The sequence below is a fragment of the Haloplanus sp. GCM10025708 genome (genome assembly GCF_042663985.1).
GTDB lineage: Archaea > Halobacteriota > Halobacteria > Halobacteriales > Haloferacaceae > Salinirarus > Salinirarus marinus.
The window spans coordinates 1,988,029-2,009,841 of sequence record NZ_JBHSZA010000011.1 but is presented as its reverse complement, the minus strand read 5'-3'; the positions used below and the strand labels follow the sequence as shown (position 1 = coordinate 2,009,841).

Below are 21,813 nucleotides of genomic sequence, written 5' to 3'. Positions count from 1 at the left end.
TCTGCCGTACCGAACGGCTCCGTCGCCGTGAGGGTCTGCCGTACCGAACGGCTCCGTCGCCGTGAGGGTCTGCCGTACCGAACGGCTCCGTCGCCGTGAGGGTCTGCCGTACCGAACGGGGAACGCTCAGACCAGGCCGATCCCGGCGGCGTAGCCCCACGACTGGTAGCTCACGGCGAAGAAGACGAGCGAGCCGCCGAACAGCGCGGCGTTCTTGAGGAACTGATTCATCTCGTCCTGTCGCTGGTCTTCGGGGACGGCCCAGAAGTCGTGCATCGTCGGCGTCGCGACGAGGAAGAACGCGGCGCTCAGGAGGGCACCGACGCCGGCGTAGACGCCCGCGACGATGGCCAACCCACCGGCGACGAGCAACACCCCGGACGCGTAGACCGCGAACTTCGGGGCGGGGACGCCCTTCGACTCGGCGTAGGCGGCGAGCGACGAGGGGTCAGTGAAGTGATTCAAGCCCGTGAACACGAGGACGCCGCCGAAACAGACCCGCGCGACGAGCAACGCGACTGCGGCGGTTCCGGTAATTGCCATCTGGAGTCACCGTCATCCGATTCGGTCGAACGGGCGATAAAGCGGCGGGCTACGAGGTTCGACGCGGTTGACGACGTCGACGCCCGTCGAGCGGACCCCGTCGGTGGATCTCTCGCCGAGTTCGCTCTAGCGGCGAGTCGCCGACGCGATCGCGGTCGCGAGAAGCGAGAGGACGGCGGCGAGGACGCCGAAGCCAGGCCCCTGCGCCGGCGTCTCGGCAGAAGTCGACGTCGGCGTCGCCGTCCCCGCAGGAGTCGGCGTGTCCGTCGGCGTCGACGTCGCCGTGTCCGCCGGCGTCGAGATCTCGACCGTCGTCGATCCGTTCGCTCCCGCGGCCGTTCCGTTCGTCGGCGTCGATACGGCGACTGTCTCGGACACGCCGACGCCGACGGCCGACACGCCGTCGCTCTCCGCCGTGAGCCGAACCGTCCCGTTCGTGCGGTCGACCTGCGTCTCCATCGCCCGCCACTCGCCGTCGGCGACGCGGTAGACCGAGAGCGTCTCGCCGGGCGTCTCGTTCACCGTCGCGGCGTCGACGTCGAACGTGTAGGTGGCCGAGGTCGCGCCGCCGCGGAGTTCCCGGTCTTGCACCTCGTAGGTCGACAGCATCGTCACGTTCGCGGGGGTCGCCGGCCGTTCGTCCTCGGCGAGGGGGTTCACGAGGAGCGTGAAGACGGGGACGCGTTCGCGCGAGGCCACCCGGACGGTTTTCAGCGGGGCGTCGTGGCCGTCCGTGTACTCCGCCGGCACGTCGACGACGGGAGCGTTCGAGTCGCCGCCGAGGACGCGGAGATACGCGAAGTCGCCCCGGAGGACGGAGAGACGCGACCCGTTGCGGAAGACGACGGTGTCGCCGTCGGTCCCGCTGGTGTCGATGCTCCCCAGGCCCGCATCGCGGTACGCCTCGGGGTGGAGCTTCTCGACGAGCTCCACCATCGGGATCACGATGCGGGGCGCGGGCTGACTGATGTAGTTCTCGTTCAATATGACGACCTGGTCCTGCGAGACGGCGGTGGTGCCGGAGAACCGCGTGAGGTCGAACTCGCGGGGCTGGACGATCCACTCCGGATCGTCGGCGATCACCTGTTCGGGGTTGACCTGGTAGTAGCTCCGGTCGGCGTCGGCCCCAAGGTTCCGGCCGCCGGCCGTCTCGATAACCATGTGGATGAACGTGTCGTCGTTCACGGTCCACCAGTTCCCGTCGACGAAGTAGTAGACGCTCGGCTCGTCGACGTCCGACGTCGCCTCGCGGATGCGGGCGACCTGCCCGCGCATCTTCGCGGTTCGGTTCTCGGCCTCGTCACACCGGCCGACGAGACGTCCCGTTAGCTCCGTCTTGTCGTAGATGTCGGTGAGCGACCCCGCCTCGCCGAAGTGAAAGACGGTCAGGCCGGCGCTCCGGAGGGTGTCGATGGTCGGCTGCGGCGTGGAGTTCGGCGCGAGGACGAGATCTGGTTCCAGGCCGACGACCGTCTCGGTGTCGATGGACCAGCTACCGACTTTCGTCAGCCCGCCGGTGCCCGAGAGGTAGTCGGCGTACTCGGTGACGCCGACGACCTGTTCTTTGCCCCCGATCTCCCAGACGGTCTGAGCGGCGCTCGGCTGGAGCGTGACGATTCGGTTCGGCGGCGAGGGGAGCGTCACCGTCGTGCCGGTGGCGTCGGTCTCCGTAACCGGATAGTCGCAGGTGGATTCGGCGGCGCTGAGGTCGGCGGCGGGCGGACCCTCCACGTCGGCGGCCGCCGCGGTCGACCGATCGTTGGGGCTCGACGTCGCCGCCACCGGCGACGCGCAGACGACGAGCGCGAGCAACGCGGCGAGCGCGAGACGAGTCATGGAGGAACGACGGCAGTGTGAAAGGTTAAATTTGGCTATCGAAACCAGGGTTGAGTTACGGCGGGTACGACAGCTATTTGCCTGCAGAACCGGTATAAATACCCGGTCATGGGTTCGCCCATGCGCTATCATCATCACACCCCGAACGGGGGTTTCATCAATGGACGACACCGCGAAATATCTCATTCACGCATCAATCACCGCCGACGGCGTCGTCGAACGGAGCGACGTGGTCGGGGCCGTCTTCGGACAGACCGAAGGTCTCCTCGGGGACGAACTCGACTTGCGAGACCTCCAGCAGTCCTCGAAAGTCGGCCGCATCGACGTCGAGGTCGACAGCGAGAACGGTCAGTCGTTCGGCCACATCACCATCGCGAGCAGTTTGGACCGGGTCGAGACGTCGATCCTGGCCGCCTCGCTGGAGACGATCACGCGCGTCGGCCCGTGTCAGTCGGTCGTCGAGGTGACCGACATCGAGGACGTCCGCGAGGCGAAACGCCGCGAGGTCGTCGAGCGGGCCAAGGAACTGCTCGCCGAGTCGTTCGACGGCAACGTCATGGAGTCCCGGGAGATCCTGGAGGAGGTCCGCGAGAGCGTCCGCGTCGAGGACATCACCGAGTTCCACGGCCTCCCGGCGGGACCGCGCGTCGAGGACTCCGACGCGATCGTCGTCGTCGAGGGGCGCGCGGACGTGGTGACGCTCCTGCGCTACGGCATCAAAAACGCCGTCGCCGTCGAGGGGACGAACGTCCCCGACGCGGTGGCGAGGCTCACGAACGACCGCACCGTGACGGCCTTCCTCGACGGCGACCGCGGCGGCGAACTCATCCTGCGCGAACTCGCGCAGGTCGGCACCGTCGACTACGTCGTCTTCGCGCCCGAGGGGCGGTCGGTCGAGGAACTCGCCCGCCACGAGGTGATGTCGGCGCTCCGGGGCAAGGTGCCCTACGACACGCTCTCGGAGAGCGGCGACATCCGGGAGGCGGCGAAGGCATCAACGCCGGGGGACCGGACGCCACCTCCCGCGACGGGCGGGGGTCGGCCGACGGACCGACGGCGGACGACGCCGCGACCGACGACTTCGAGTCCGACGACGCCCGCGCCGCCGAGGCGACGGCCGTCGCGGAGGCCGCCGTCGACGACCCGGTCGCCCGATCGAGCGCTGCCGAGGACGAGGATCGCAGCGCCGAGACGGCCACCGGCGACTCCGCGGCCGAGGACGCCACGCTCCGGGAACACGTCCGAGCGGTCGTCGACGCGTCGTCGGGGCGCGTCCGCCTCCTCGACGGCGACTTCGACCTGCTCGCCGAGGCCGCCGTCGACGAGGCGTTCGACGCCGTCGCCGACGCGGAGACGGTGCCCTACGCCGTCGTCCTCGACGGTGAGGTGACCCAGCGGCTCGTCGACGTGGCCGCCCAGCGCGGCGTCGACCAGCTCGTCGGGGGAGACGGCCGAGTTCGTCAAGAAACCGGTCAGCGTCCGCGTTCGGACGGCCGGCGACCTCACGTCCGGCGAGGCCGCCGAGGCGGAGGCCGAAGCCGACTAGCCGCGGACGAAAAACAGCGCCGGGCCGTCCTCAAAGTAGTTCTCCAGCCGCGCGACGCGCTCGAAGCCACAGGCGCGGTAGCAGGCGATAGCGGCCTCGTTGTCCGGCTCGACGGTGAGCGTCACCCGATCTGCCCCCGTGCGACCGCGTCGAGTAGCGCCGCGGCCCGACCCTCGCGGCGGTGTGTCGGGGCGACGACGAGTTCGCCGACGTGAATCGTTTCGCCCGCGTCGTCGGGGACGGTGAGGGCGTAGCCGACGGGGTCGCCGCCGGTGACGGAGACCAGGACGTCGCCCGTCGAGAGCGCCACCCGAAGCAGGTCGGGCGCGGGCGACGGTAGGTACGCCTGCAGGCGCGAGAGCGCGGCCGCGTCGTCGGTCGTCGCGACGCGGATCACGCGATCACCCCGACGCTCGTTTCGACGCGGCTCATAGGACGACGGCGAGGACGACGCTCACGAGCGCGCCGGCGAGCGTCCCCGCGAAGTTGACCGCCTGGTTGCCGACCCATCCCCCTCCAGCGTCGCCCCGAGGACGCTGTCGACGGTCATCCCGGTGACGCCCCCGACGACGATGGCGGCGGCGGCCAGGAGCGGGGATTCGAAGGAGAACAGGGAGACGGCGACGACGCCGACGACGACGGCACCGACGACGCCCGCGAGGTAGCCCTGCCACGTCACGCCGCCGTCGGTGCCGGGCGCGACCCGTTCGAACGTCGTGACGAGCCGCGGTCGGTCGAAGAGGACGCCGATTTCGCTGGAGAGCGTGTCGCTCATGGCGGCGGCGAGCGACCCAGTGAACGCGAACCGGAAGAGGAGGGGGTCGACGGGGAGGTGCGACCCGGCGGCGTAGCCGACGACCGCGACCAGCGCCACCGCCGCGTTGCCGAGGACGTTCCCGCTCCCCGGGCCCCCTCGTTGTCCTCGGCGACGCCGCGTTCGCGCTTCTGTTCGTATCTGAACTTCGAGGAGAGGCCGCCGATGGCGAAGAAGGCGATGAGCACCGCGAACCAGCCGAAGCCGCCGAAGACGATGGTGAGGAGACCGAGGAGGACGCCCGTGAGCATCCCCGGAACCGACGCGGTTCCGAGCGCGTACGAGAGGGAGCCGAGCAGGGCGGTCACGGCGAGCGCGATCGAGATCTCGACGGCGGCGACCCCGTCGGTCAGGGAGACGAAGAGCCAGAGCAGGAGGCCGGTGGTGAGCAGGACGAGCGGGTCGTCCCGTTCGTAGAGCATCGACCGGAGGAGGGCGGCCACCAGCGCGCCGCTCGACGCGACGAACGCGAGCGTCGGGAGGGCGGCGGCGACGGACGCGAGGCCGGCCGCCTCGGTCATGGAGACGACGGCCGCCTGGCCGCCGAGGGCGGCCAGAAACGCGCCCCCGGCGAAGCCCGCCGCCGACCGGAACGGGTCGGAACTCCGCTCCTCGACGAGCCGCGCCCCGAGGTTGCCGTACGAGAGGATGAACACCGTCGCCACGTAGATAGAGAGCGGCATCGCCTGCCGGGGGACGGTCGCCAGCAACGCGAGCCCCGTCGCGGCGAGCGAGAACCCCGCCAGCCCGTTGAGCCGGCCGTCGCGACGGTCCTGCGGACGGGCGAACAGGTCGAACAGCGGCCCCTCGTCCACGACGAAGGCGGCGAGAATCGCCACGACGGCGAAGGGGCCGCCGCTGCCTGTCCCAGTTCGGGGGCGGCGAGCGAGAGCGTCCCGACGGCCGCGAACCCCCTGCGCGTCGAAGCGTGGACGTCACACCCTCCGGTATCCCCGACGACCACTTAACGCTCCCGACATGGCCGGTTTCGGGCGAGAGAAGCCGTGCCGTTAAGTTCGAGCGCCGCCGACCGGTGTCCGTGGGACTGTACGACCGCTATCTCGCCCTCCGCCGCCGCTTCCACGACGGCGCGCCGCCCGAACATGTCGCCGTCGTCCTCACCGAACGCGACCTGCTCGAACAGGGCGCGTACGAGACGCTCGCCGACGTCCTCGGCTGGGCGTTCGAGTACGGCGCGGACCGCGTGACGGTGTCGGTGAGCGTCCTCGACACGGCGGTGGTGTCGACGCTCGAACGCGAACTGCGGGCGGTGGACTCCCCCGCCCCGTCGCCGTGCGAACGCCCGACGACACCGAACGCGCCGACGCGCCCGTACAGGTGAGCATCGGCCTCGGCGGGAAACGCGAGTTCGCGGAGGCGGTCCGCTCGCTGGCCGACGGGGTCGACGCCGGCCGGCTCGACCCGGCCGACATCGACGAGGGCGACATCGAGGACCGCCTCGTCTTCCCGGACGAACCGGACCTGGTCATCAAGACGGGGGCCGAACGCCTCTCGGATTTCCTGATCTGGCAGTCCGTCTACGCCGAACTCTACTTCACCGACGTGAACTGGCGGGACTTCCGCGAGCGGGACTACCTGCGGGCGGTGCTGGACTACCAGAACCGCCAGCGGCGATTCGGCCGGTAGGCCGAATCCCATCGCGGGCGCTCGCACTCACTCCGTTCGGCGCTCCCCCGACGTAGTTCGCGAACGCTCACTTCGTTCGCGTTTGCTCACTCCCATCGCGCCGCCGGTGCGACGGTGAGCGGTCGCGAAGCCCTCAGTCGGCGGCGTCGCCCTCGGCACCCTGTCGGCGAAGCTCCGCCGACACCTCCTCGGCCCCCTGTTTCGGGAGCTGCTTGCGGAGCCGGCCGGCGACGGTCCGCGCTTCCGAGAGCTCCGCCTCGGCGAGCGCGCGGACGAGCGTCACCGCGCGCTCCGTCCGGGTGCGTCGCCACGACTTCTCTCGGGACTCGTAAGTACGGATGCCCCGGAGGAAGTCGATCTTCGAGAACTCGGGCCAGAACGGCGCACAGAAGAAGACGGCCGCCTCGTTGCCGTTGGCGTGCCACGGGAGGAAGTTGCTCGTTCGCTCGTCGCCGCCGGTCCGGATGATGAGGTCGACGTCGCGGACGGGGCGGTTGTAGAGGCGGCGTTCGATCTCGGCGACGTCGATGTCGGCGGCCGCGAGGTCGCCCTGGTCGACGGCCGCGGCGACCTCGCGGGCGGCGTTGAGCAGTTCCGACCGCCCGCCGTACGCCAGCGCGACGTTCAGATGGAAGCCGTCGTACGCCTCGGTTCGGCGCTCCGCGTACCGCACCGCCTCCTGTACCCGCTGGGGGAGGCGCGCCACGTCGCCCAGGGCGCGGATGCACACCTCGCTCTCTTGGACGCGGTCGGCGTCGGCGAAGTCGTACAGTTTCGATTCGAGCAGGTCGAACAGGTGCTCGCGTTCCTCGGGCGGGCGTTCGAAGTTCTCCGTCGAGAAGGCGTAGAGCGTGAGTTCGTCGACGCCGAGGTCGTCACACCACTCCAGGACGCGTTCGGTCGTCTCCGCGCCGGCGCGGTGGCCGTCGGCGGCGGCGTCGCCGCGTTCGCGGGCGTACCGGCGGTTCCCGTCCTGAATGACCGCGACGTGGTCCGGGCCGTCGTCGATCTCTCGACGGAGGAGGCGTTCGTAGGCCGTCCGGAATCCCTCCCGGGCCCGATGCAGCATAGCCGAGACGTCTCGACGGGAGGATATGGGTCTTTTGACCCGTCAGCGTATCGCGCCCCCGATCCGAAGCGACGTCGACGGGGTCGTTCGAGCGCCACTTCCGACCCCACCGGGATAAGCGCTGACCCAAATCTTATATGCCATACACAGTACATATCATCGACAAGAACGGTGGAGGAGGCACCCTCGCCTCCACTCCGAACAGAAATCCATGAACCGGGCAAAAGGATGGTGTCTGGCCGCGGTACTGACAGTATTTCTCACAGTGTCCGCGCTCGCCAGCGCCGGGATGTTCGTACAGATCGCATCGGCAGAGACCGACGCCGTCTCGCTCCACGACAGTCCCCAGGGAGCCGACATCACGGGGGAGAACGTCACCGACGGCGAGACTGTCTACGTCAAGGTCACCAACACCAACTACACCTACGACAACGCGACGGTTACCGTCTCGAACGGGGGTGGGACGAGTATCAGCGTGAACGTCTACGACGACGGGAGCACCGGTCCGGACGACGCCGTCGACGACGACTACTGGGGGAGTTTCACCGTCGGGACCGACATTACCGTCCCCGAAGGCAACGACGCCACGGTGACGGCGGACCTCGACGACGACGATTCGACCGATCCGTCCGCCGCTGTCACGGCCGACTACACTGCGCCGGCCATCGGGACGGCGACGACGAACGACTCGGACGCGAACGGGGCCGTCGACAACGTCACCGTCACCTTCACCGAACCGATCAACGACAGTACGGTCACGGTCGACGACTTCACCGTCGCCGGGTCGACGCCGAGCAGTCTTCGCACCGGCACGGCGGACGACGCCGTCGTCCACCTCTCGCTGTCGAGCGAGATCTCGGGAACCGGCGTCACGCCGGACGTGACGCTGACGACGGGAAGCGGCGGCGTCGCCGACCTCGCGGGCAACGCCAACACGAGCGGCGGGACGGTCACCGCCGCGGACGGCGCGTCACCGGTCGTACGGAGCGGGAGTTACGCGGACACGAACGCCGACGGGACGGTGGACGCCATCAACGTCTCGTTCTCCGAGGACGTCCGATACTCGTCGTCGGCCCCGTACGACGGTAACGGATGGACGGTAAACGCCAACGGCATCACCGGCCTGCAGTTGAACGGGTCGGGGACCGTCGTCGACGCCGGGAGCACGCTCTCGCTCCCCGCCACGGCCGACCCGATGCTGACCGGGAACAGCAGCGCCCTCGCGCCGAACGTCACGTACGTCCGGGGAAGCGGCGGCGACGTCGTCGACGCCGCCTCGACGCCGAACGAGGCCGTCGACGGGACGAACGCCACGCTGAACGACTCGGCGCGGCCGACCGTCGCCGACCTCGCCGTCTCCGACTCCGACGGCGACGCCCTGATCGACGCCGTGAACGTCACGTTCACCGAACAGGTCACCGGCGGGTCGGCGTTCGCCGACTTCGGGACGATCACGCTCCCCGACGGGAGCACGGCGACCGGCGGCACCGTCGACACGGCCGCGCCGGCGACGACGTTCGACATCAGCGGTGTCGGCGGGCAGGCGACGGCCAACACCTCCGCCGGCCAGACGGACATCGCGGGCGACCTCTCGGGGACGTGGACGGACACCAGTCCGAACAGCAACGCGCTCCGGGCGACGCTCGACGACGAGAGCGTCACCGACGACGCGGCCCCGGTGGCGCTGAACGCGAACTTCACCGACCCGACGGGCGACGGACAGGTCGACTGGGTCAACGTCACCTACTCCGAATCGGTCTCCGACGGCGGCAGCGCGGCCGGCCAGTGGAGCGTCAGCCGCGCCGGTGCGATCGACGTCACGTCGGTCGACAGCGTCAACCGGACGCCGGGAGCGACGGTCGTCCTCGACGTCACGGCCGCCACGAACGCGACCGGCGGCGATCCCAACCCGACGCTCGACTACGCGACGACGGCCGGTGGCGTGGTCGACGCCGCCGGCAACGACGCGCCGACCCAGAGCGGAATCGTCGCGAACGACAGCGCCGCCCCGCGGTTCCGCACGGCCGCGACGAACGACACGGTCCCCGACGGACACATCGACCGGCTGAACGTCACGTTCACCGAACCGGTCACGGGCGTGTCGACGGCCGTCTCCGGGGGCGAACTCACGCTGAGCGGGAGTGACACGGCGGCGAGCATCGACTCGACGGCCAGCGGCGACACCGCGGGCGACAACCGGACCATCCTGCGCCTCACCGAGGGATCGACCTACGACACGAACGCGACCCCGACCGTCGCGGACGCGGGATCGAGCATCGCGGACCGGGCGGCGACGACGAACGAACTGCCGGACACGGACGTAACGGCCAGCGACGGGGCCGCACCCTACGCCCACACCGCGGTCTACGAGGACGACAACGCCGACGGCGCGGTCGACGCGGTGAACGTCACCTACTCGGAACCGATCGCCGGGAGCTACGCGAACGCCGACTGGACGATCGGTCCCCAGGGGACGGTCGAGCTAACGAAAAACGGCTCGGGACAGGTCGTCGGCGACGTCGTGCGGATAGACGTCGACGGCGCGCCGGACACCACCGGCGGGCCGACGAACCCGGGCGTGGAGTATTCGGGGACGAGCGTCGGCGACGCCGCGGGCAACCTCGCGCCGGGGCAGACGCTGACGGTCAACGACAGCGCGGTCCCCCGCTTCGAGTCGCTCCGGACCAACGACACCGATCCGAACGGCTACGTCGATCGGATCGTCGTCACCTTCACCGAGCCGATTGCGAACGGAGCGACCGACGGCAGTGACTTCCAGATCGGGGCCGCGAACGGGCTCACCGGAACGATCGGCGGACTCAGCGACGGTCCGGCCGACAACCAGACGACGCTGACGCTGGCGGAGGGGTCGAGCGTCGACACGGGGGCGACGCCGACGGTCATCCACGACGGCGACGTGACGGATCAGGCGACGTCGCCGAACGCGATGCCGACCGTCGAGTCGGCCAACGCCACGGACGGCGCGCGGCCACACGCGATGAACGCGAGCTACAACGACACGAACCACGACGGGACGGTGGAGACGGTGAACGTCACCTACTCCGAGAACGTCTCGGCGTCGACGCCCGCGGCCGTCGACTGGTCGTTCCCCGAGAACGGCTCGGTCGGCATCGCCGGGGTGACGAGCGCGACCCTCTCGGCCGACGACACGACGTTCGTGTTGACGGTTGCCGGCGACGCCGACACGACCGGGGGTTCGACACGGCCCACGGTGCGGTACGCGGGCGGCGATAACGTCACCGACGACGCCGGCAACGACGCGACCACGCCGACGGCCCTCGCCGTCGACGACGACGCCGCTCCGGTCGTCCTCGCGGGCAACTACACCGACACGAACGGGAACGGCACCGTCGACGAACTCCGGGTCAACCTCTCCGAGTCCGTCTCGTACGCCGGCTTCGCCGTCACCGACTGGCAACTCGCCGCGAACGGCGTCGACGGCCTCGAACTCGACGCGAGCGAGAGCGCCTCCGGGTCCGGCACCGCCGTCCTCACGCTCCCGGTGAACGCCACGGCGGGCGTCACCGGGACGACGGGCGGGAGCGAACCGGCCATCACCTACAACGCCACGGGCCCCAACAGCGTGACCGACACGGAGACGAACGAACTCGCCGTGACCGGTCCGACGACGCTGGCCGACGCGGCACGCCCCACGATCTCGGATCTGGAGATACGCGACACGGACCACAACGGGACCGTCGACGCGGTGAACGTCACGTTCACCGAGTACGTCGGAACCGCGGACGGGAGCGCGCCGACCGAAGCCAACTTCACGAACGCGTCGGGGAGCGTGGCGCTCGTCCTCCCCGACGGCTCGACGGCGGACCTCTCGGGCGCGAGCTTCGACCACCCGGCGGACTCGGCGTACGTCAACGTCTCCGGCGTCACCGGTCAGGCGACGGCGAACACGTCCGCCGGCGCGACGGACGTCGTGGGTGACCTCTCCGGCGAGTGGAACGACAGCGCCGGCAACGCGCTCCGGGCGACGCTCGACGACGAGAACGTCACCGACAGCGCCCGGCCGGTCGCGCTCTCCGGCGCCTACTACGACAACACGACCGACGGCACCGTCGACAACGTCTCGGTGACGTTCTCGGAGGGCGTCGGCTACGATAGCTTCCACGCCGACGACTGGAACGTCACCGCGAACGGGCTCACCGGGCTCTCGGTCGACGGCGGGATCACCGCCGGCGGCTCCGGCTCTTCGAGACTCGTCCTCGGCGCGACGGCCGCGGCCAACCACACCGGGGTGAGCGGCGGCGAACCGACGGTCGCGTACGACGCGGGCGGGTCGGGAACGCTCAACGACACGTCGACGCCGGCGAACGAAGCCCCGGACGGGACCGGCGTCACGCTCGCCGACGGGGCGGCCCCGCTCGTCAACACCAGCGTCACGGCCGACACCGACGCCGACGGCAGCGTCGACCAGCTCAACGTGACGCTGACCGAGGCGATCAACGACACCGACAGCACGCTCGACAGCACCACGTTCTCGACCGCCGGGAGCGTGACCGGGACGGCCACGAACGGCACCGCGGACGACGACGAACTGAACGTCAGCGTCAGCGGCCTGAGCGAGACGGGCGCGACGCCCGACCTGACCCTCGCCGCGAACGCGCTGTACGACGACGCGGGCAACGCGCTCGGGGCGGACGAGACGTTCACGGACACCGCCGACGGGGCGGCACCGATCGCGCTGACCGCGGCGTACAACGACACGAACCACGACGGGACGGTGGAGACGGTGAACGTCACCTACTCCGAGAACGTCTCGGCGTCGACGCTCTCGGCCGCCGACTGGTCGTTCCCGACGGCCGGCGCAGTCAACCTCACCGCACCGGGGAGCGCGGCCCTCGCGAGCGACGACTCGACCGTCACGCTCGGCGTGGCGGGCGACGCGAACACCACCGGCGGAAGCCCGTCGCCCGCGGTCGACTACGCGTCGAGTGCGAACAACCTCACCGACGGCGCGGGCAACGTCGCCCCGAGTCAGACGCTGACGGCGAACGACAGCGCAGCCCCGCTCGTGGTCTCGGGGAACTACACCGACGCCACCGCCGACGGCACCGTCGACAACGCGACGCTGACGTTCACCGAGCCGATCGACTACACCGGTTTCGACGCGAGCGACTGGAACGTCACCGCGAACGACGTCGACGGCTTCGGCGTGACCGGCGGGACGGGTACGAGCACCGCGACGCTCACGCTGGAGGCGTCCGCGAACGCCGGCGTCACGGGGACGACGGGCGGCGGTAACCCCGTCCTCGGATACGACGCCACGGGCGGGAACGCGGTGATGGACACGGCGTCGACGCCCAACGAAGTGATCGACGGGACGAACGCGACGCTCGAAGACGACGCCCGGCCGACCGTCTCGGAGCTGACGATCCGGGACGCGAACGCCGACGGCCGGATCGACGAACTGAACGTGACGTTCACCGAGTACGTCGACACCGCGGACGGGAGCGCGCCGACCGAAGCCAGCTTCACGAACGCGTCGGGGAGCGTGGCGCTCGTCCTCCCCGACGGGTCGGCGGCCGACCTCTCGGGGGCGACCGTCTCGGATCCTGCGGGCACGGACGCGGTGGTGAACGTCTCCGGCGTCGCCGGCCAGGCGTCGGCGAACACCAGCGCCGGCGCGACGGGCGTCGCGGGTGACCTCTCCGGCGAGTGGAACGACAGCGCCGGCAACGCGCTCCGGGCGACGCTCGACGACGAGAGCGTCACCGACGACGCCCGGCCGGTCCTCGTCTCGGGGAACTACACCGACGCCACCGCCGACGGCACCGTCGACAACGTCTCGGTGACGTTCTCCGAGGCGGTCACCTACGCGTACGGCGGCGGCGAGTGGGACGGGAACGCGAACGGGCTGTCGAGCCTCCAGCTCGACGGCCTGCGGGCCGGCTCGGGCACCGAGACGCTCACGCTCTCCGTCACCGGCGCGCCGAACCGGACCGGCGCGAACGGCGGGCTCCAGCCGAATCTCACCTACGTCGCGTCGAGCGGGAGCGACGTCACCGACGCCGCCTCGACGCCCAACGAGGCCGCCGACGGGACGAACGTCACGCTCGCCGACGACGCCAGACCGACGGTCGTCGACCTGACGATCCACGAGCGCAACGAGAGCGGGACCGGCTACGACGGCCGGATCGACGCGGTGAACGTCACCTTCACCGAGTACGTCACGCCGGCGAACGGCGAGACGCTGGGCCCGACGGAGTTCGAGAACGCCACCGGCGTGGCGCTCGTCCTCCCCGACGGATCGCGGGCCGACCTGTCGGGCGCGCAGCTTCGACCACCCGGCGGACTCGGCGTACGTCAACGTCACCGGCGTCGCCGGACAGGCGACGGCGAACACGTCGGCGGGCGCGACGACGCTCGCCGGCGACCTCTCCGACGAGTGGAACGACAGCGCGGACAACCGACTGGTGAGTTCCTTCGGATCGGTGCGCGTCGTCGACGGCGCGGTGCCCGTCGCGACCGACGCCGTCTACGACGACGCCGACGACGACGGCGCGGTCGACGCGGTGAACGTCACCTACTCGGAACCGGTCGCCAACTACACCGACGCCGACTGGACGGTTCCGTCCACCGCGAGCGGGAGTCGAGTCAACCTGTCGCGGACGGGGAGCGGCCGGATCAGCGGCGACCGGGTCGAAGTCGACGTCGCCGGCGACGCCAACGTCACCGGCGGCGGCACGACGCCGCGGATCGCCTACACGGCCGGGACGCTCGACGACGGCCGCGGCAACGCGGCCCCGAGCCAGCCGCTCGACGTGAACGACAGCGCACCGCCCCGCGCCGTGACCGTGGAGACGATCGATTCGAACCGGAACGGGACCGTCGACCGGCTCGCGGTCACGTTCACCGAACCGGTCGACGACGCCTCGCTCGCGCCCGGCGACTTCACCGGGGTGTCCGTCGCCGACGTCACGAACCCCGGCGGCGTCCACGACAACCGAACGACGCTGGCGGTGACGGGACTCCCGTCGGGCGACACGAGCGTCACGCCGACGCTCGGCGTCACCGCGACCAGCCTCGTCGATCGCTCGCCGCTCGCGGTGAGGGGTCCCGACGGCGGTGATCAGTCGCTCGTCGCCGCCGACGGCGCGGCACCCGTCACGATCGCCGCCGTCGCCGACGACACGGACGGCGACGGCGACGTCGACCGGATCAACGTCACGCTCTCCGAGCCCATCAACGACTCCGGATCGACCATCGACGCCTCGGCGTACGCCGTCGACTCGGGCAGTGTCGACGACGTGACCACGGGCACGGCCGCGGACGACGCCCACCTGTGGCTGAACGTCAGCGGCCTGAGCGGGACGGGCGCGACGCCCGATCTGACCCTCCAGCCGAACGCGATCCAGGACGCACGCGGAAACAGCGTCGACCGGACGCACCTGTTCACGGGCACGACGAGCCGAGCGCCGCCGAAAGTGAGCCACATCAGCGTCCTCGACCGGGACGGGGACGGGAACGTCGACGCCGCCAACGTCTCCTTCACTGCGGCGATGAACGACGCCTCCTTCACCCCGAGCGACTGGATGATCGGCGGCACGGCCGTCGACGCCGTCGACACGCTCGACACGTCGGACGACGACGCGGTCCAGCTCCGCCTCGCCGAGGGCAACGAAGTCAACGGCACGACGGCGACGAACGTCACGTACACCGCGGGGACGGTCACCGCTGACAACGGCCGGGCCCTCGCCGACGTCGCGGCGAGCGACGTCGCGGAGACCGACGCCGCCCCGCCGCGGATTCGGTCTCTCACCGTCACCAAACCGGACAGCCGGACGATCCGAGTGACCGTGACCGCTGGCGAACCGCTCGCGACGACGCGGGCCCGGATCACGAGCGACGGCGCGCCGGTCGGAACGCTGACTGGCTTCACCGAAACCGAGAGCGACCCCCACACGTACGCGGCGACGTACGACGCGACCGGCGCGGGCGAGTACACCGTGGAACTGGTGACGGCCGCTGACGCCGCCGGAAACGACGGTGCGGCGGGCGAGAGCGGGGCGGTGACGCTCCCGCCGCTCGGTGGCGGGGGCGGTGGCGGCGTCGCGACGGGGGCCGTCACCCGGTCGACGTCTGTCCCGGTGACCGACAGCGAACCCGGACAGCCCGGCACGACGGTGCCGTTCGGCGACGGCGATTCGATCACCTTCGACGGGGACGTCACTGGGCGGATCACGGTCGCACAGCTCTCGTCGGTGCCGAGCGACGTGGCGGGCGACGACGGGGGCGACGCCGTGAACGGCGCGCCGGTGCTCCGGAGCGTCCGGATCACCGCACCCGAGGGATTCCAGGACGCGTCGGCCACGATCCGACTCACGGTGTCGCGCAACCGGCTCGACGGCCGATCGCCGGACCGCCTCGCAGTCGTGCGGTTCACCGACGAGGGCCCGCAACGCCTCCAGACGAGCGTCGCGCGCACGACGGACGAACGGGTCACAGTCGAGGCACGGACTCCCGGCTTCTCGGTGTTCGCGGTCGTCCTGACCGACGAAGACGCGGACGCCACGGCGACGCCGACGCCGCGACCGGGCGGGACGCCGACGCCCACGCCGGCCGCCGACGGGACGCCCACGCCGCCCGCGGACGGCACGGCGACGCCGACTCCCGAATCGGGCGCGGAAACCACCAGCGGCACCGTCCCCGGCTTCACGGTCGGGGTGACGCTCGTCGCCCTGGTCGCGGCCGCGCTGCTGGCGCTCCGCCGACGACGGTGAGCCGGATCGCCGCCCCCGTCCCGTTCGAATAGCGGGACGGACGGAAACGGGGGCATTCGAGGGTTTACGTGGTCTATACCCGATCAGAAATCCAGTATCCTCTAGTAATGTTAGCACTCGAAGGACGTCCGTCCATCGAATTTTGTAGTGGTGCGTTACCACGGACCACTCGCGATCGAGACGACGGTCGAACACGTCGCGACCCGATCACCGAAGACGGTGACTCCCGACACGCCGGTGAGCGCGGTCCCGCCGACGGCGACGCTCGAAGAGGCCGCCGAACGGATGCGAACGGCCGGCGTCAAACGGCTCCCCGTCGTCCCCGACGGCGACCCCCGTGGACTGCTGTCGGCGGCGGCGCTTGGCCCGTATCTCTCGCGTCACAGCCTCGGTATCGAGTGGCGCGGCGGATGCGCCGAGGGAGGCGAGGACCGCGGGCTCGTCGCGAGCGACTGAGCCCCAGTTGACCAGCCCAGCCGCGACGGCGTACTGGATGCCGAAGAGCACGGAGTTGTACACCCCGTGGACCGCCGCGGGGACGACGAGGTTCTGCGTGCGCTCGTAGACGAATCCGAGGACGAGCCCCAGCGTCGCGGCGATGGCGACGTACGGGACCCGTCCGGTTCCGCCGCCGGTGAGCGCGATCCAGTGGACGACGCCGAACATCACGCTGGCGACGACGATAGCGACGTCCCCGCCCCACGTCCGCCGGAGCAGCCCTTGGACGGTCCCGCGGAAGACGAGTTCCTCGAAGGGGCCGACGAGAAACAGCGAGACGGGGATCATGTAGAGGAAAACCGGGGGTTCTCCTGGCCCACGACGACGACCTGGTTCTGGGCCACCTCGATGCCGAAGGCGGCGAGGAGTTGCCCGACGGCCGCCGCGGCGAAGACGATGCCGACGACGCCCCCGACGACCCAGCCGAATTCGCGAAGCGAGGGGACGCGAACCCGGATCAGGTCCCAGTCGTCGGTGACGGTCATGTAGCCGGCGACGCCGACGCCGAAGCCGACGAACTGCAGGACCGAGAGCGCGACGCGGATGCCGAGGCTCCCCGGGAGACGACGCCCGCCGCGACCAGCAGGCTGCTCCCGAGTCCGGCGACGGCGTACGCCGCGAGGAAGGCGGCGAAGACGGCGGCGACGGCGCGAACGAGGCTGTCGAATCGCCGGACGAGCGGTGGTTTCGAATCCGGCGGGAGGGAGCCGATACGCCCGCGTACGAGCGCGTAGCCGACGACGCCGGCGACGCCTGCGACGAGGACGGCGGCGGCCCACAGGAGCGGTCGGTCGCTCCCGCGGAGGGACGCGTCTTGTCTGACGAGGACGGCGGCGACCATGCCGAAAAGCAGGTGGAGGAGCGCGGCGACGAGATAGACGCTGCCATACGCCCTCAAGCCCGCGTCGAAATAAGTAGATTTGGCTCCGCCGCCGCGGCGGAGCGACTCCGTCGACCCGCTACGGGGACGCCCGGCACTCCTGCATCGATTCGGTCCGGTGGCCCAGCGTCCCCCGTCGGTGTAGCGAGAATCGCACGCCGACGCAGTTCTCGTCGCCGTCGACGGCCCGGGTGGCGTCGACGGAGACGATCTGACCGTCCACGTCGGCACGGACCACGTACCGTCCCGTCCCTTCGACCGGACTCTCCACCAGAACGGTCGCCGAATCCGGCGTCGTCCCGAGGTGGTACTGCTCGGAGAACACCTGTTCGCCGTCCGCGTCGACGAATACGCCGACGTCGTACGCTTCGTCGCGGTCGTTCACGAGTCGAATCCAGGCGATTCGCGGGAGGGGCTGTCGACCGAGACACCCGCCGACCGGCACGCCGGCGACGAGCGAGAGGAGGGCGCGTCGCTTCACGTCGGAGACGTGCGCGCCGACTCCGAAATATCCCGTGGCTGGATCAGGACCGACGCTGGAGCGCGATCAGCGCGAACAGTCCCGCGAGTGCGACGAGGGCGCCGAACCCGGCTCCGGTGCCCGTGGTGGTCGCTGTGTCCGTGGCTGTGTCGGTGGCCGTCGCCGTGTCGGCTGTCGACTCGCCGTCGGCAGCGGGCGTCGCCGACGTCACCGACACCGTGTCGGACTGAGTCGGCGTGGACGTCGGACTGGCTGGCTCCTCGACGGCGGTGACCGCGAACACGGAGAAGCCGGGCGTCTGGGCCGTCACGATCAGCGTCTCGCCCGCGCCGCGCTCGACGCTCGTCTCGAGTGTCGTCCACGACGACGAGACGTCGTCGTAGCGTGCGATCCGCAGACGGTCCGGGTCGCCGTCGACCGCCGAGGCGTCGACGGTCATGCGAACCGCCGCGTCTGAGGTGCGCCACTCGCCGGGCATCTGGAGGGAGACGGCGCTCACCGTCCGACCGTCGGGTGACGGCACGCCACTCGGGAGCGAGGAGAGCGACGTGGCACGGGCGAATCCAGCCGCCGACCCCTGACTGCGAACCTCGACCCGGCCGACCGGGCCGTCCGAGAGGTCGAACGTCGCGGTGTCGACGCCCGAGAAGACGGCGACCGTTGCGGAACTACCGCGCGTCGACGGTGATCCGGGTGCCGAGGGCGCGCCGCTACCTCCGCTGGACGGCAGGGACACCTCGACGGCGGCCTGCTGACCCGACGCGCCGCCGTTCCCGTCGGCGTCGGCGGCCCGCTGGAGCGACGCCGTGTACGTCCCCGAGGCGTCGACGGACGTCGTCAGCGTGTGCGTGTACGGCCCGCTCCCCGAGACGGTGAAACTGGACAGGGTCCGTGACGTCGGGCCGGTCAGGTCGACGGTGACGCCGTCCAGCGATTCGGAGGCGGTCACCGTCACCTCGACGCGGGACTGTGTCGCGCTGTCGGTCGAGGCCGACACGTCCTCGACGATCGGTGTCGCGCCGTCGATTTCGGTCACGTCAGCGGCGTCGACGGCCGAGATCGGGTTCCCGCCGAGACCAACCGCCGATCCCGGTGTGTACGTCACGTTCGCCGGGCCGGTCCCCGACACCTCGTTCGCGTCGGTCGTGATCCGCAGTTGGACGGTGTCGTCGTCCGCCCCGGACAGGGTGTCGACCCCTCGACGGCCGTTCCGCCGAGCGCCCAGTCGCCCGCCGCGAGCGTCGAGTCGTCGACGGGACCGGTGAAGGTGACGTTGGCGGCGTCGACGCTCCCGTCCCCGTCCCGGTCGAGCGTCGTCGCCGACTCGACGGCGGGCGCCGCACCGCTGGTCGTCCCCGTGAACGTCCTCGATTCGGGAACGGCGTTCCCGAGGGGTCGACGGGCGTGCCGCTCGCGACGGTCACGTCCGGCGTCGCGTCGCTCCCCGAGAGCCCGGAGACGGAGAGCCGTAGGGCGTCGTCGTCGGCCGTCGCCCCGGTGGTCACTCCGTCGACCGAACCGGCAGAGAGCGAGAACGCCGACGCATCGAGCGTCGACGCGCCGTCGTCGATGGGCTCGGAGAACGTCAGATCGATGCGGTCGACGACCCCATCGTCGTCGGCGTCGGCCGTCGACGCCGCAACGATGGCCGGCGGCGCACCGTCGGTCGCCGTCAGCGTCTGTTTCGGGTTGCCCACCCTCGGTTGGGACGGAGCGTAAATCGATCCCTCGGCGAGTGTCACGTCGGGTGTGACGCTGGTGTCCGTGGGGAAGCCAACCACCCCAGCTGCGTCTGGTTATCCATCGTTAACGACTTCCTGACCGAGTCGACCGACCCCGTCGACAGGGAGAAATCACCCGGGTCGACCGTCCCGTCGTCGACGGGCTCGGTGAACACCACTTGAATCATACCCACGGTTCCACTCCCGAACGAAACCGTCGTCACCGACTGCATCAGCGGCGCGGCGGCGTCTCTGATGGATCGATCCGAGACAGAGACTGCCGGGTTCGAGCCGTCCGTGATGCTCCCCGACGCCCCCGCCGACGCGTCGTACGAGAGCGTCAGATCGAGGCCGGTGTCGTTCGCCGGCGCGGTGACGTTGAGGGCGACCACCGAGTCGTTCATCGAGGCCTGGTCGAAGATGGAGGCCTCGTCGATGGTGACCGCGTCGGCGTCACTCCCGCCGAGCGAGTAGTCGACCGCCTCCGGCGAACTCGCAGAGACGTTCTCGGAGTAGCGGATGCCGATAATGTCGACAGTTCCGTCCGCAGTCAGGCCGTCGACCATCGTGATTTGGACGGGATACGGCGCCGCGCCGTCCGTGGCGGGGTCGGACGTCGTGTCGGCCATGCGGTTGCCGGCGGCGTCCTGCACCGCTGCGCCGGTTCCGGAGGCGTACGCGAGCGTCGGATTCGACCCCGTGTCGGCCTGCCCGGCCAAAGTCACGTTCACCAGCGTCACGTTGACCGTCGCGTCGCCGTCGTCGTCGGTCACGCCCGAGACGGTGCCCGAGAGCCCGTCCGCCGAATCGATAGCGAAGTCAGCGGCCTCGACCGACCCCGCCGCAACCGCTTCGGTGAACGTCACGGTCAGGTTGTCGACGGTGCCGTCCGAGACGCGGTCGGCAGTCGTCACGCCGGCGAGCGTCGGCGCGGCCCCATCCTGCACCGTGAGCGCCTGTGCGGGCGCGGCGTTTCGCCCGTCATGGATGCTCGTCCCCGTGTAGTCGAGTTCCGGGGCGTGGCACCGCCCGTCGTCTCGGCGGTGCCGCTGACGTCGATCCGCACCTCGTTCCCGGTGACCGAGCCCGTGCCGTTCTTCGAGAGACTGATGCTCCCCGGTGTCGTGATGGTCCAGTCGCTGTTCGCATACACGGAGTCGGCGACGTCCTCAGAGTAGGTCACGAGGACCTGATCGACGAGGCCGTCACCGGCGGAGTCGCTGTAGGTAGCGTTCAGCGCCACGGGTGCCGCCTCGTCGGTGGCGGTGACCGTCTCGGAACCCCTGCCGGACCCGCGTTGCCGTTCGTGTCCTGGACCGCGTTCTGTGCGACCGTCACGTCGGGCGTGATGCCCGTGTCGTTCGTCGGCGCCGAGTCGACTTCGAGACGGAGCGTGGCGTCGCCGTCGTTGCTGGCGATGCCCGTCACCGTCGTCGCGCCGCTGACGGTGAAGTCGCTCGTCGCGTACGACACCGACCCGTCGATCGCCTCGTCGAACGTGACGGTCATGGTGTCGATCGTGCCGTTCCCGTCGTCGTCGAACGTCGTCGCCGACTGTGGCGTCGGCCCGTAGTCGGCGGTTATCGTCGCCGTGCCGTCGTTGCCATCGCCGTCGAGGTCGACCGACACCTCCGCCGTACTGCCGTCGTCGACCTGCAACACGTCGTTGCCGTCGTCGGTCGAACTCGCCGAGACGGTGAACGACCCCAGTACTCGCCGTCGTCGGTATCGTCACCGGGCCCGCCAGTGGTGGTGCCGTCGTCGTACAACTGGACGCCGATCGAGGTGCCGCTCGCGTTCTTCACCGTCGCGCCGACCGTGGTGCCGTTCACGCTGGAGACGTTCGCGTTGACGTACACCGTCTGGCCGTCGGTCGCTGTGCTGATCACGTTCCCTTGGGCGTTCTGCACGGAGACGTTCGCCGTGGCCGCCGACGCGGGGGCGACGAGCGGCGACCCGAGACTGGCGAGGAGACCAGCGTAACCGTCAAGAAGACGGCGTATCGCCGTCTGCTGACCGATT

Annotated in this window: 17 protein-coding genes and 4 pseudogenes; 6 read left to right on the top strand and 15 right to left on the bottom strand. The window is 70.4% G+C overall.

Going from position 1 to position 21,813, the window contains the following annotated elements; translation table 11 throughout:
- Positions 1-126 precede the first annotated feature (126 nt).
- Both ACFQJD_RS14385 and ACFQJD_RS14380 read right to left on the bottom strand, forming a co-directional pair.
- Complete coding sequence (locus ACFQJD_RS14385) at positions 127-543, bottom strand: DoxX family protein (RefSeq protein WP_379799135.1); 417 nt, start codon at positions 541-543, stop codon at positions 127-129.
- A gap of 126 nt (positions 544-669) precedes the next feature.
- Complete coding sequence (locus tag ACFQJD_RS14380; protein ID WP_379799133.1) at positions 670-2,379, bottom strand: PGF-CTERM-anchored ABC transporter substrate-binding protein; 1,710 nt, start codon at positions 2,377-2,379, stop codon at positions 670-672.
- A gap of 160 nt (positions 2,380-2,539) precedes the next feature.
- Here ACFQJD_RS14380 and dnaG point away from each other — a divergent pair.
- Positions 2,540-3,925: pseudogene (gene dnaG / locus ACFQJD_RS14375) on the top strand (DNA primase DnaG).
- Here dnaG and ACFQJD_RS14370 read toward each other — a convergent pair.
- From ACFQJD_RS14370 to ACFQJD_RS14360, 3 genes and pseudogenes are all read right to left on the bottom strand, one after another.
- Entirely contained in the window at positions 3,922-4,050 is a 129-nt protein-coding gene (locus ACFQJD_RS14370; protein WP_379799131.1) for a GNAT family N-acetyltransferase, read from the bottom strand. The pseudogene dnaG and the gene ACFQJD_RS14370 sit on opposite strands and share 4 nt — an antisense overlap.
- A complete protein-coding gene (locus ACFQJD_RS14365) occupies positions 4,047-4,322 on the bottom strand; it encodes a GNAT family N-acetyltransferase (RefSeq protein WP_379799129.1) in 276 nt (91 codons plus the stop codon). Before ACFQJD_RS14365 ends, ACFQJD_RS14370 begins: the two co-directional genes overlap by 4 nt.
- A 57-nt stretch (positions 4,323-4,379) precedes the next feature.
- Positions 4,380-4,990 (bottom strand): annotated as a pseudogene (locus ACFQJD_RS14360) (DUF92 domain-containing protein).
- Between the two features lie 788 nt (positions 4,991-5,778).
- Between ACFQJD_RS14360 and ACFQJD_RS14355 the strand changes: the two are divergent.
- Positions 5,779-6,386 (top strand): annotated as a pseudogene (locus tag ACFQJD_RS14355) (undecaprenyl diphosphate synthase family protein).
- A 133-nt stretch (positions 6,387-6,519) separates the two neighbouring features.
- Here ACFQJD_RS14355 and uppS read toward each other — a convergent pair.
- Positions 6,520-7,455 carry a polyprenyl diphosphate synthase gene (uppS, locus tag ACFQJD_RS14350; protein ID WP_379799127.1) on the bottom strand — a complete coding sequence of 312 codons (936 nt, stop codon included), beginning with the start codon at positions 7,453-7,455 and terminating at the stop codon, positions 6,520-6,522.
- Positions 7,456-7,666: 211 nt separating this feature from the next.
- On the opposite strand from uppS, the gene ACFQJD_RS14345 reads away from it, so the two are divergent.
- The 3 genes from ACFQJD_RS14345 to ACFQJD_RS14335 all read left to right on the top strand — a co-directional run bounded on the left by ACFQJD_RS14345 (position 7,667) and on the right by ACFQJD_RS14335 (position 16,667).
- Positions 7,667-14,560 (top strand): hypothetical protein, encoded by a 6,894-nt coding sequence (locus ACFQJD_RS14345; protein ID WP_379799125.1) that lies wholly within the window; start codon positions 7,667-7,669, stop codon positions 14,558-14,560.
- 430 nt (positions 14,561-14,990) lie between these two features.
- Complete coding sequence (locus ACFQJD_RS14340) at positions 14,991-16,211, top strand: PGF-CTERM sorting domain-containing protein (RefSeq protein WP_379800536.1); 1,221 nt, start codon at positions 14,991-14,993, stop codon at positions 16,209-16,211.
- A gap of 285 nt (positions 16,212-16,496) precedes the next feature.
- Entirely contained in the window at positions 16,497-16,667 is a 171-nt protein-coding gene (locus tag ACFQJD_RS14335; protein ID WP_379800534.1) for a hypothetical protein, read from the top strand.
- A 111-nt stretch (positions 16,668-16,778) separates the two neighbouring features.
- Here the strand turns inward: ACFQJD_RS14335 and ACFQJD_RS14330 are convergent.
- The 9 genes and pseudogenes from ACFQJD_RS14330 to ACFQJD_RS14290 form a co-directional block, all read right to left on the bottom strand.
- Positions 16,779-16,997, bottom strand: a pseudogene (locus ACFQJD_RS14330) (CPBP family intramembrane glutamic endopeptidase); the annotation flags it as partial.
- Positions 16,994-17,194, bottom strand: a complete 201-nt coding sequence (locus ACFQJD_RS14325) for a hypothetical protein (RefSeq protein WP_379799123.1) — start codon at positions 17,192-17,194, stop codon at positions 16,994-16,996. The gene ACFQJD_RS14325 and the pseudogene ACFQJD_RS14330, both read right to left, overlap by 4 nt.
- Positions 17,191-17,607 (bottom strand): hypothetical protein, encoded by a 417-nt coding sequence (locus ACFQJD_RS14320; protein WP_379799122.1) that lies wholly within the window; start codon positions 17,605-17,607, stop codon positions 17,191-17,193. The genes ACFQJD_RS14325 and ACFQJD_RS14320 overlap by 4 nt, the downstream gene beginning before the upstream one ends.
- Before the next feature lie 61 nt (positions 17,608-17,668).
- Positions 17,669-18,070 (bottom strand): hypothetical protein, encoded by a 402-nt coding sequence (locus tag ACFQJD_RS14315; RefSeq protein ID WP_379799120.1) that lies wholly within the window; start codon positions 18,068-18,070, stop codon positions 17,669-17,671.
- 43 nt (positions 18,071-18,113) lie between these two features.
- Positions 18,114-19,106: a hypothetical protein gene (locus tag ACFQJD_RS14310; RefSeq protein ID WP_379799118.1), complete on the bottom strand. Its 993-nt coding sequence runs from the start codon at positions 19,104-19,106 to the stop codon at positions 18,114-18,116.
- A gap of 1 nt (position 19,107) precedes the next feature.
- Positions 19,108-19,812: a hypothetical protein gene (locus ACFQJD_RS14305; protein ID WP_379799116.1), complete on the bottom strand. Its 705-nt coding sequence runs from the start codon at positions 19,810-19,812 to the stop codon at positions 19,108-19,110.
- Positions 19,809-20,738 (bottom strand): hypothetical protein, encoded by a 930-nt coding sequence (locus tag ACFQJD_RS14300; protein ID WP_379799114.1) that lies wholly within the window; start codon positions 20,736-20,738, stop codon positions 19,809-19,811. Before ACFQJD_RS14300 ends, ACFQJD_RS14305 begins: the two co-directional genes overlap by 4 nt.
- Complete coding sequence (locus ACFQJD_RS14295; RefSeq protein ID WP_379799112.1) at positions 20,702-21,034, bottom strand: hypothetical protein; 333 nt, start codon at positions 21,032-21,034, stop codon at positions 20,702-20,704. Before ACFQJD_RS14295 ends, ACFQJD_RS14300 begins: the two co-directional genes overlap by 37 nt.
- On the bottom strand, positions 21,025-21,450 hold the full coding sequence (locus tag ACFQJD_RS14290) for a hypothetical protein (protein ID WP_379799110.1): 426 nt from the start codon (positions 21,448-21,450) through the stop codon (positions 21,025-21,027). The genes ACFQJD_RS14295 and ACFQJD_RS14290 overlap by 10 nt, the downstream gene beginning before the upstream one ends.
- A gap of 87 nt (positions 21,451-21,537) precedes the next feature.
- Here ACFQJD_RS14290 and ACFQJD_RS14285 point away from each other — a divergent pair, with 87 nt between their 5' ends.
- Entirely contained in the window at positions 21,538-21,774 is a 237-nt protein-coding gene (locus tag ACFQJD_RS14285; RefSeq protein ID WP_379799108.1) for a hypothetical protein, read from the top strand.
- Positions 21,775-21,813 lie beyond the last annotated feature (39 nt).

What these genes read in the sequence shown, in the direction of transcription:
- ACFQJD_RS14345 (WP_379799125.1), top strand. Translation starts at nt 7,667, where the DNA reads ATGAACCGGGCAAAAGGATGGTGTCTGGCCGCGGTACTGACAGTATTT.
- ACFQJD_RS14340 (WP_379800536.1), top strand. Translation starts at nt 14,991, where the DNA reads ATGAACGACGCCTCCTTCACCCCGAGCGACTGGATGATCGGCGGCACG.
- uppS (WP_379799127.1), bottom strand. Translation starts at nt 7,455, where the DNA reads ATGCTGCATCGGGCCCGGGAGGGATTCCGGACGGCCTACGAACGCCTC.
- ACFQJD_RS14335 (WP_379800534.1), top strand. Translation starts at nt 16,497, where the DNA reads ATGCGAACGGCCGGCGTCAAACGGCTCCCCGTCGTCCCCGACGGCGAC.
- ACFQJD_RS14385 (WP_379799135.1), bottom strand. Translation starts at nt 543, where the DNA reads ATGGCAATTACCGGAACCGCCGCAGTCGCGTTGCTCGTCGCGCGGGTC.
- ACFQJD_RS14325 (WP_379799123.1), bottom strand. Translation starts at nt 17,194, where the DNA reads ATGACCGTCACCGACGACTGGGACCTGATCCGGGTTCGCGTCCCCTCG.
- ACFQJD_RS14380 (WP_379799133.1), bottom strand. Translation starts at nt 2,379, where the DNA reads ATGACTCGTCTCGCGCTCGCCGCGTTGCTCGCGCTCGTCGTCTGCGCG.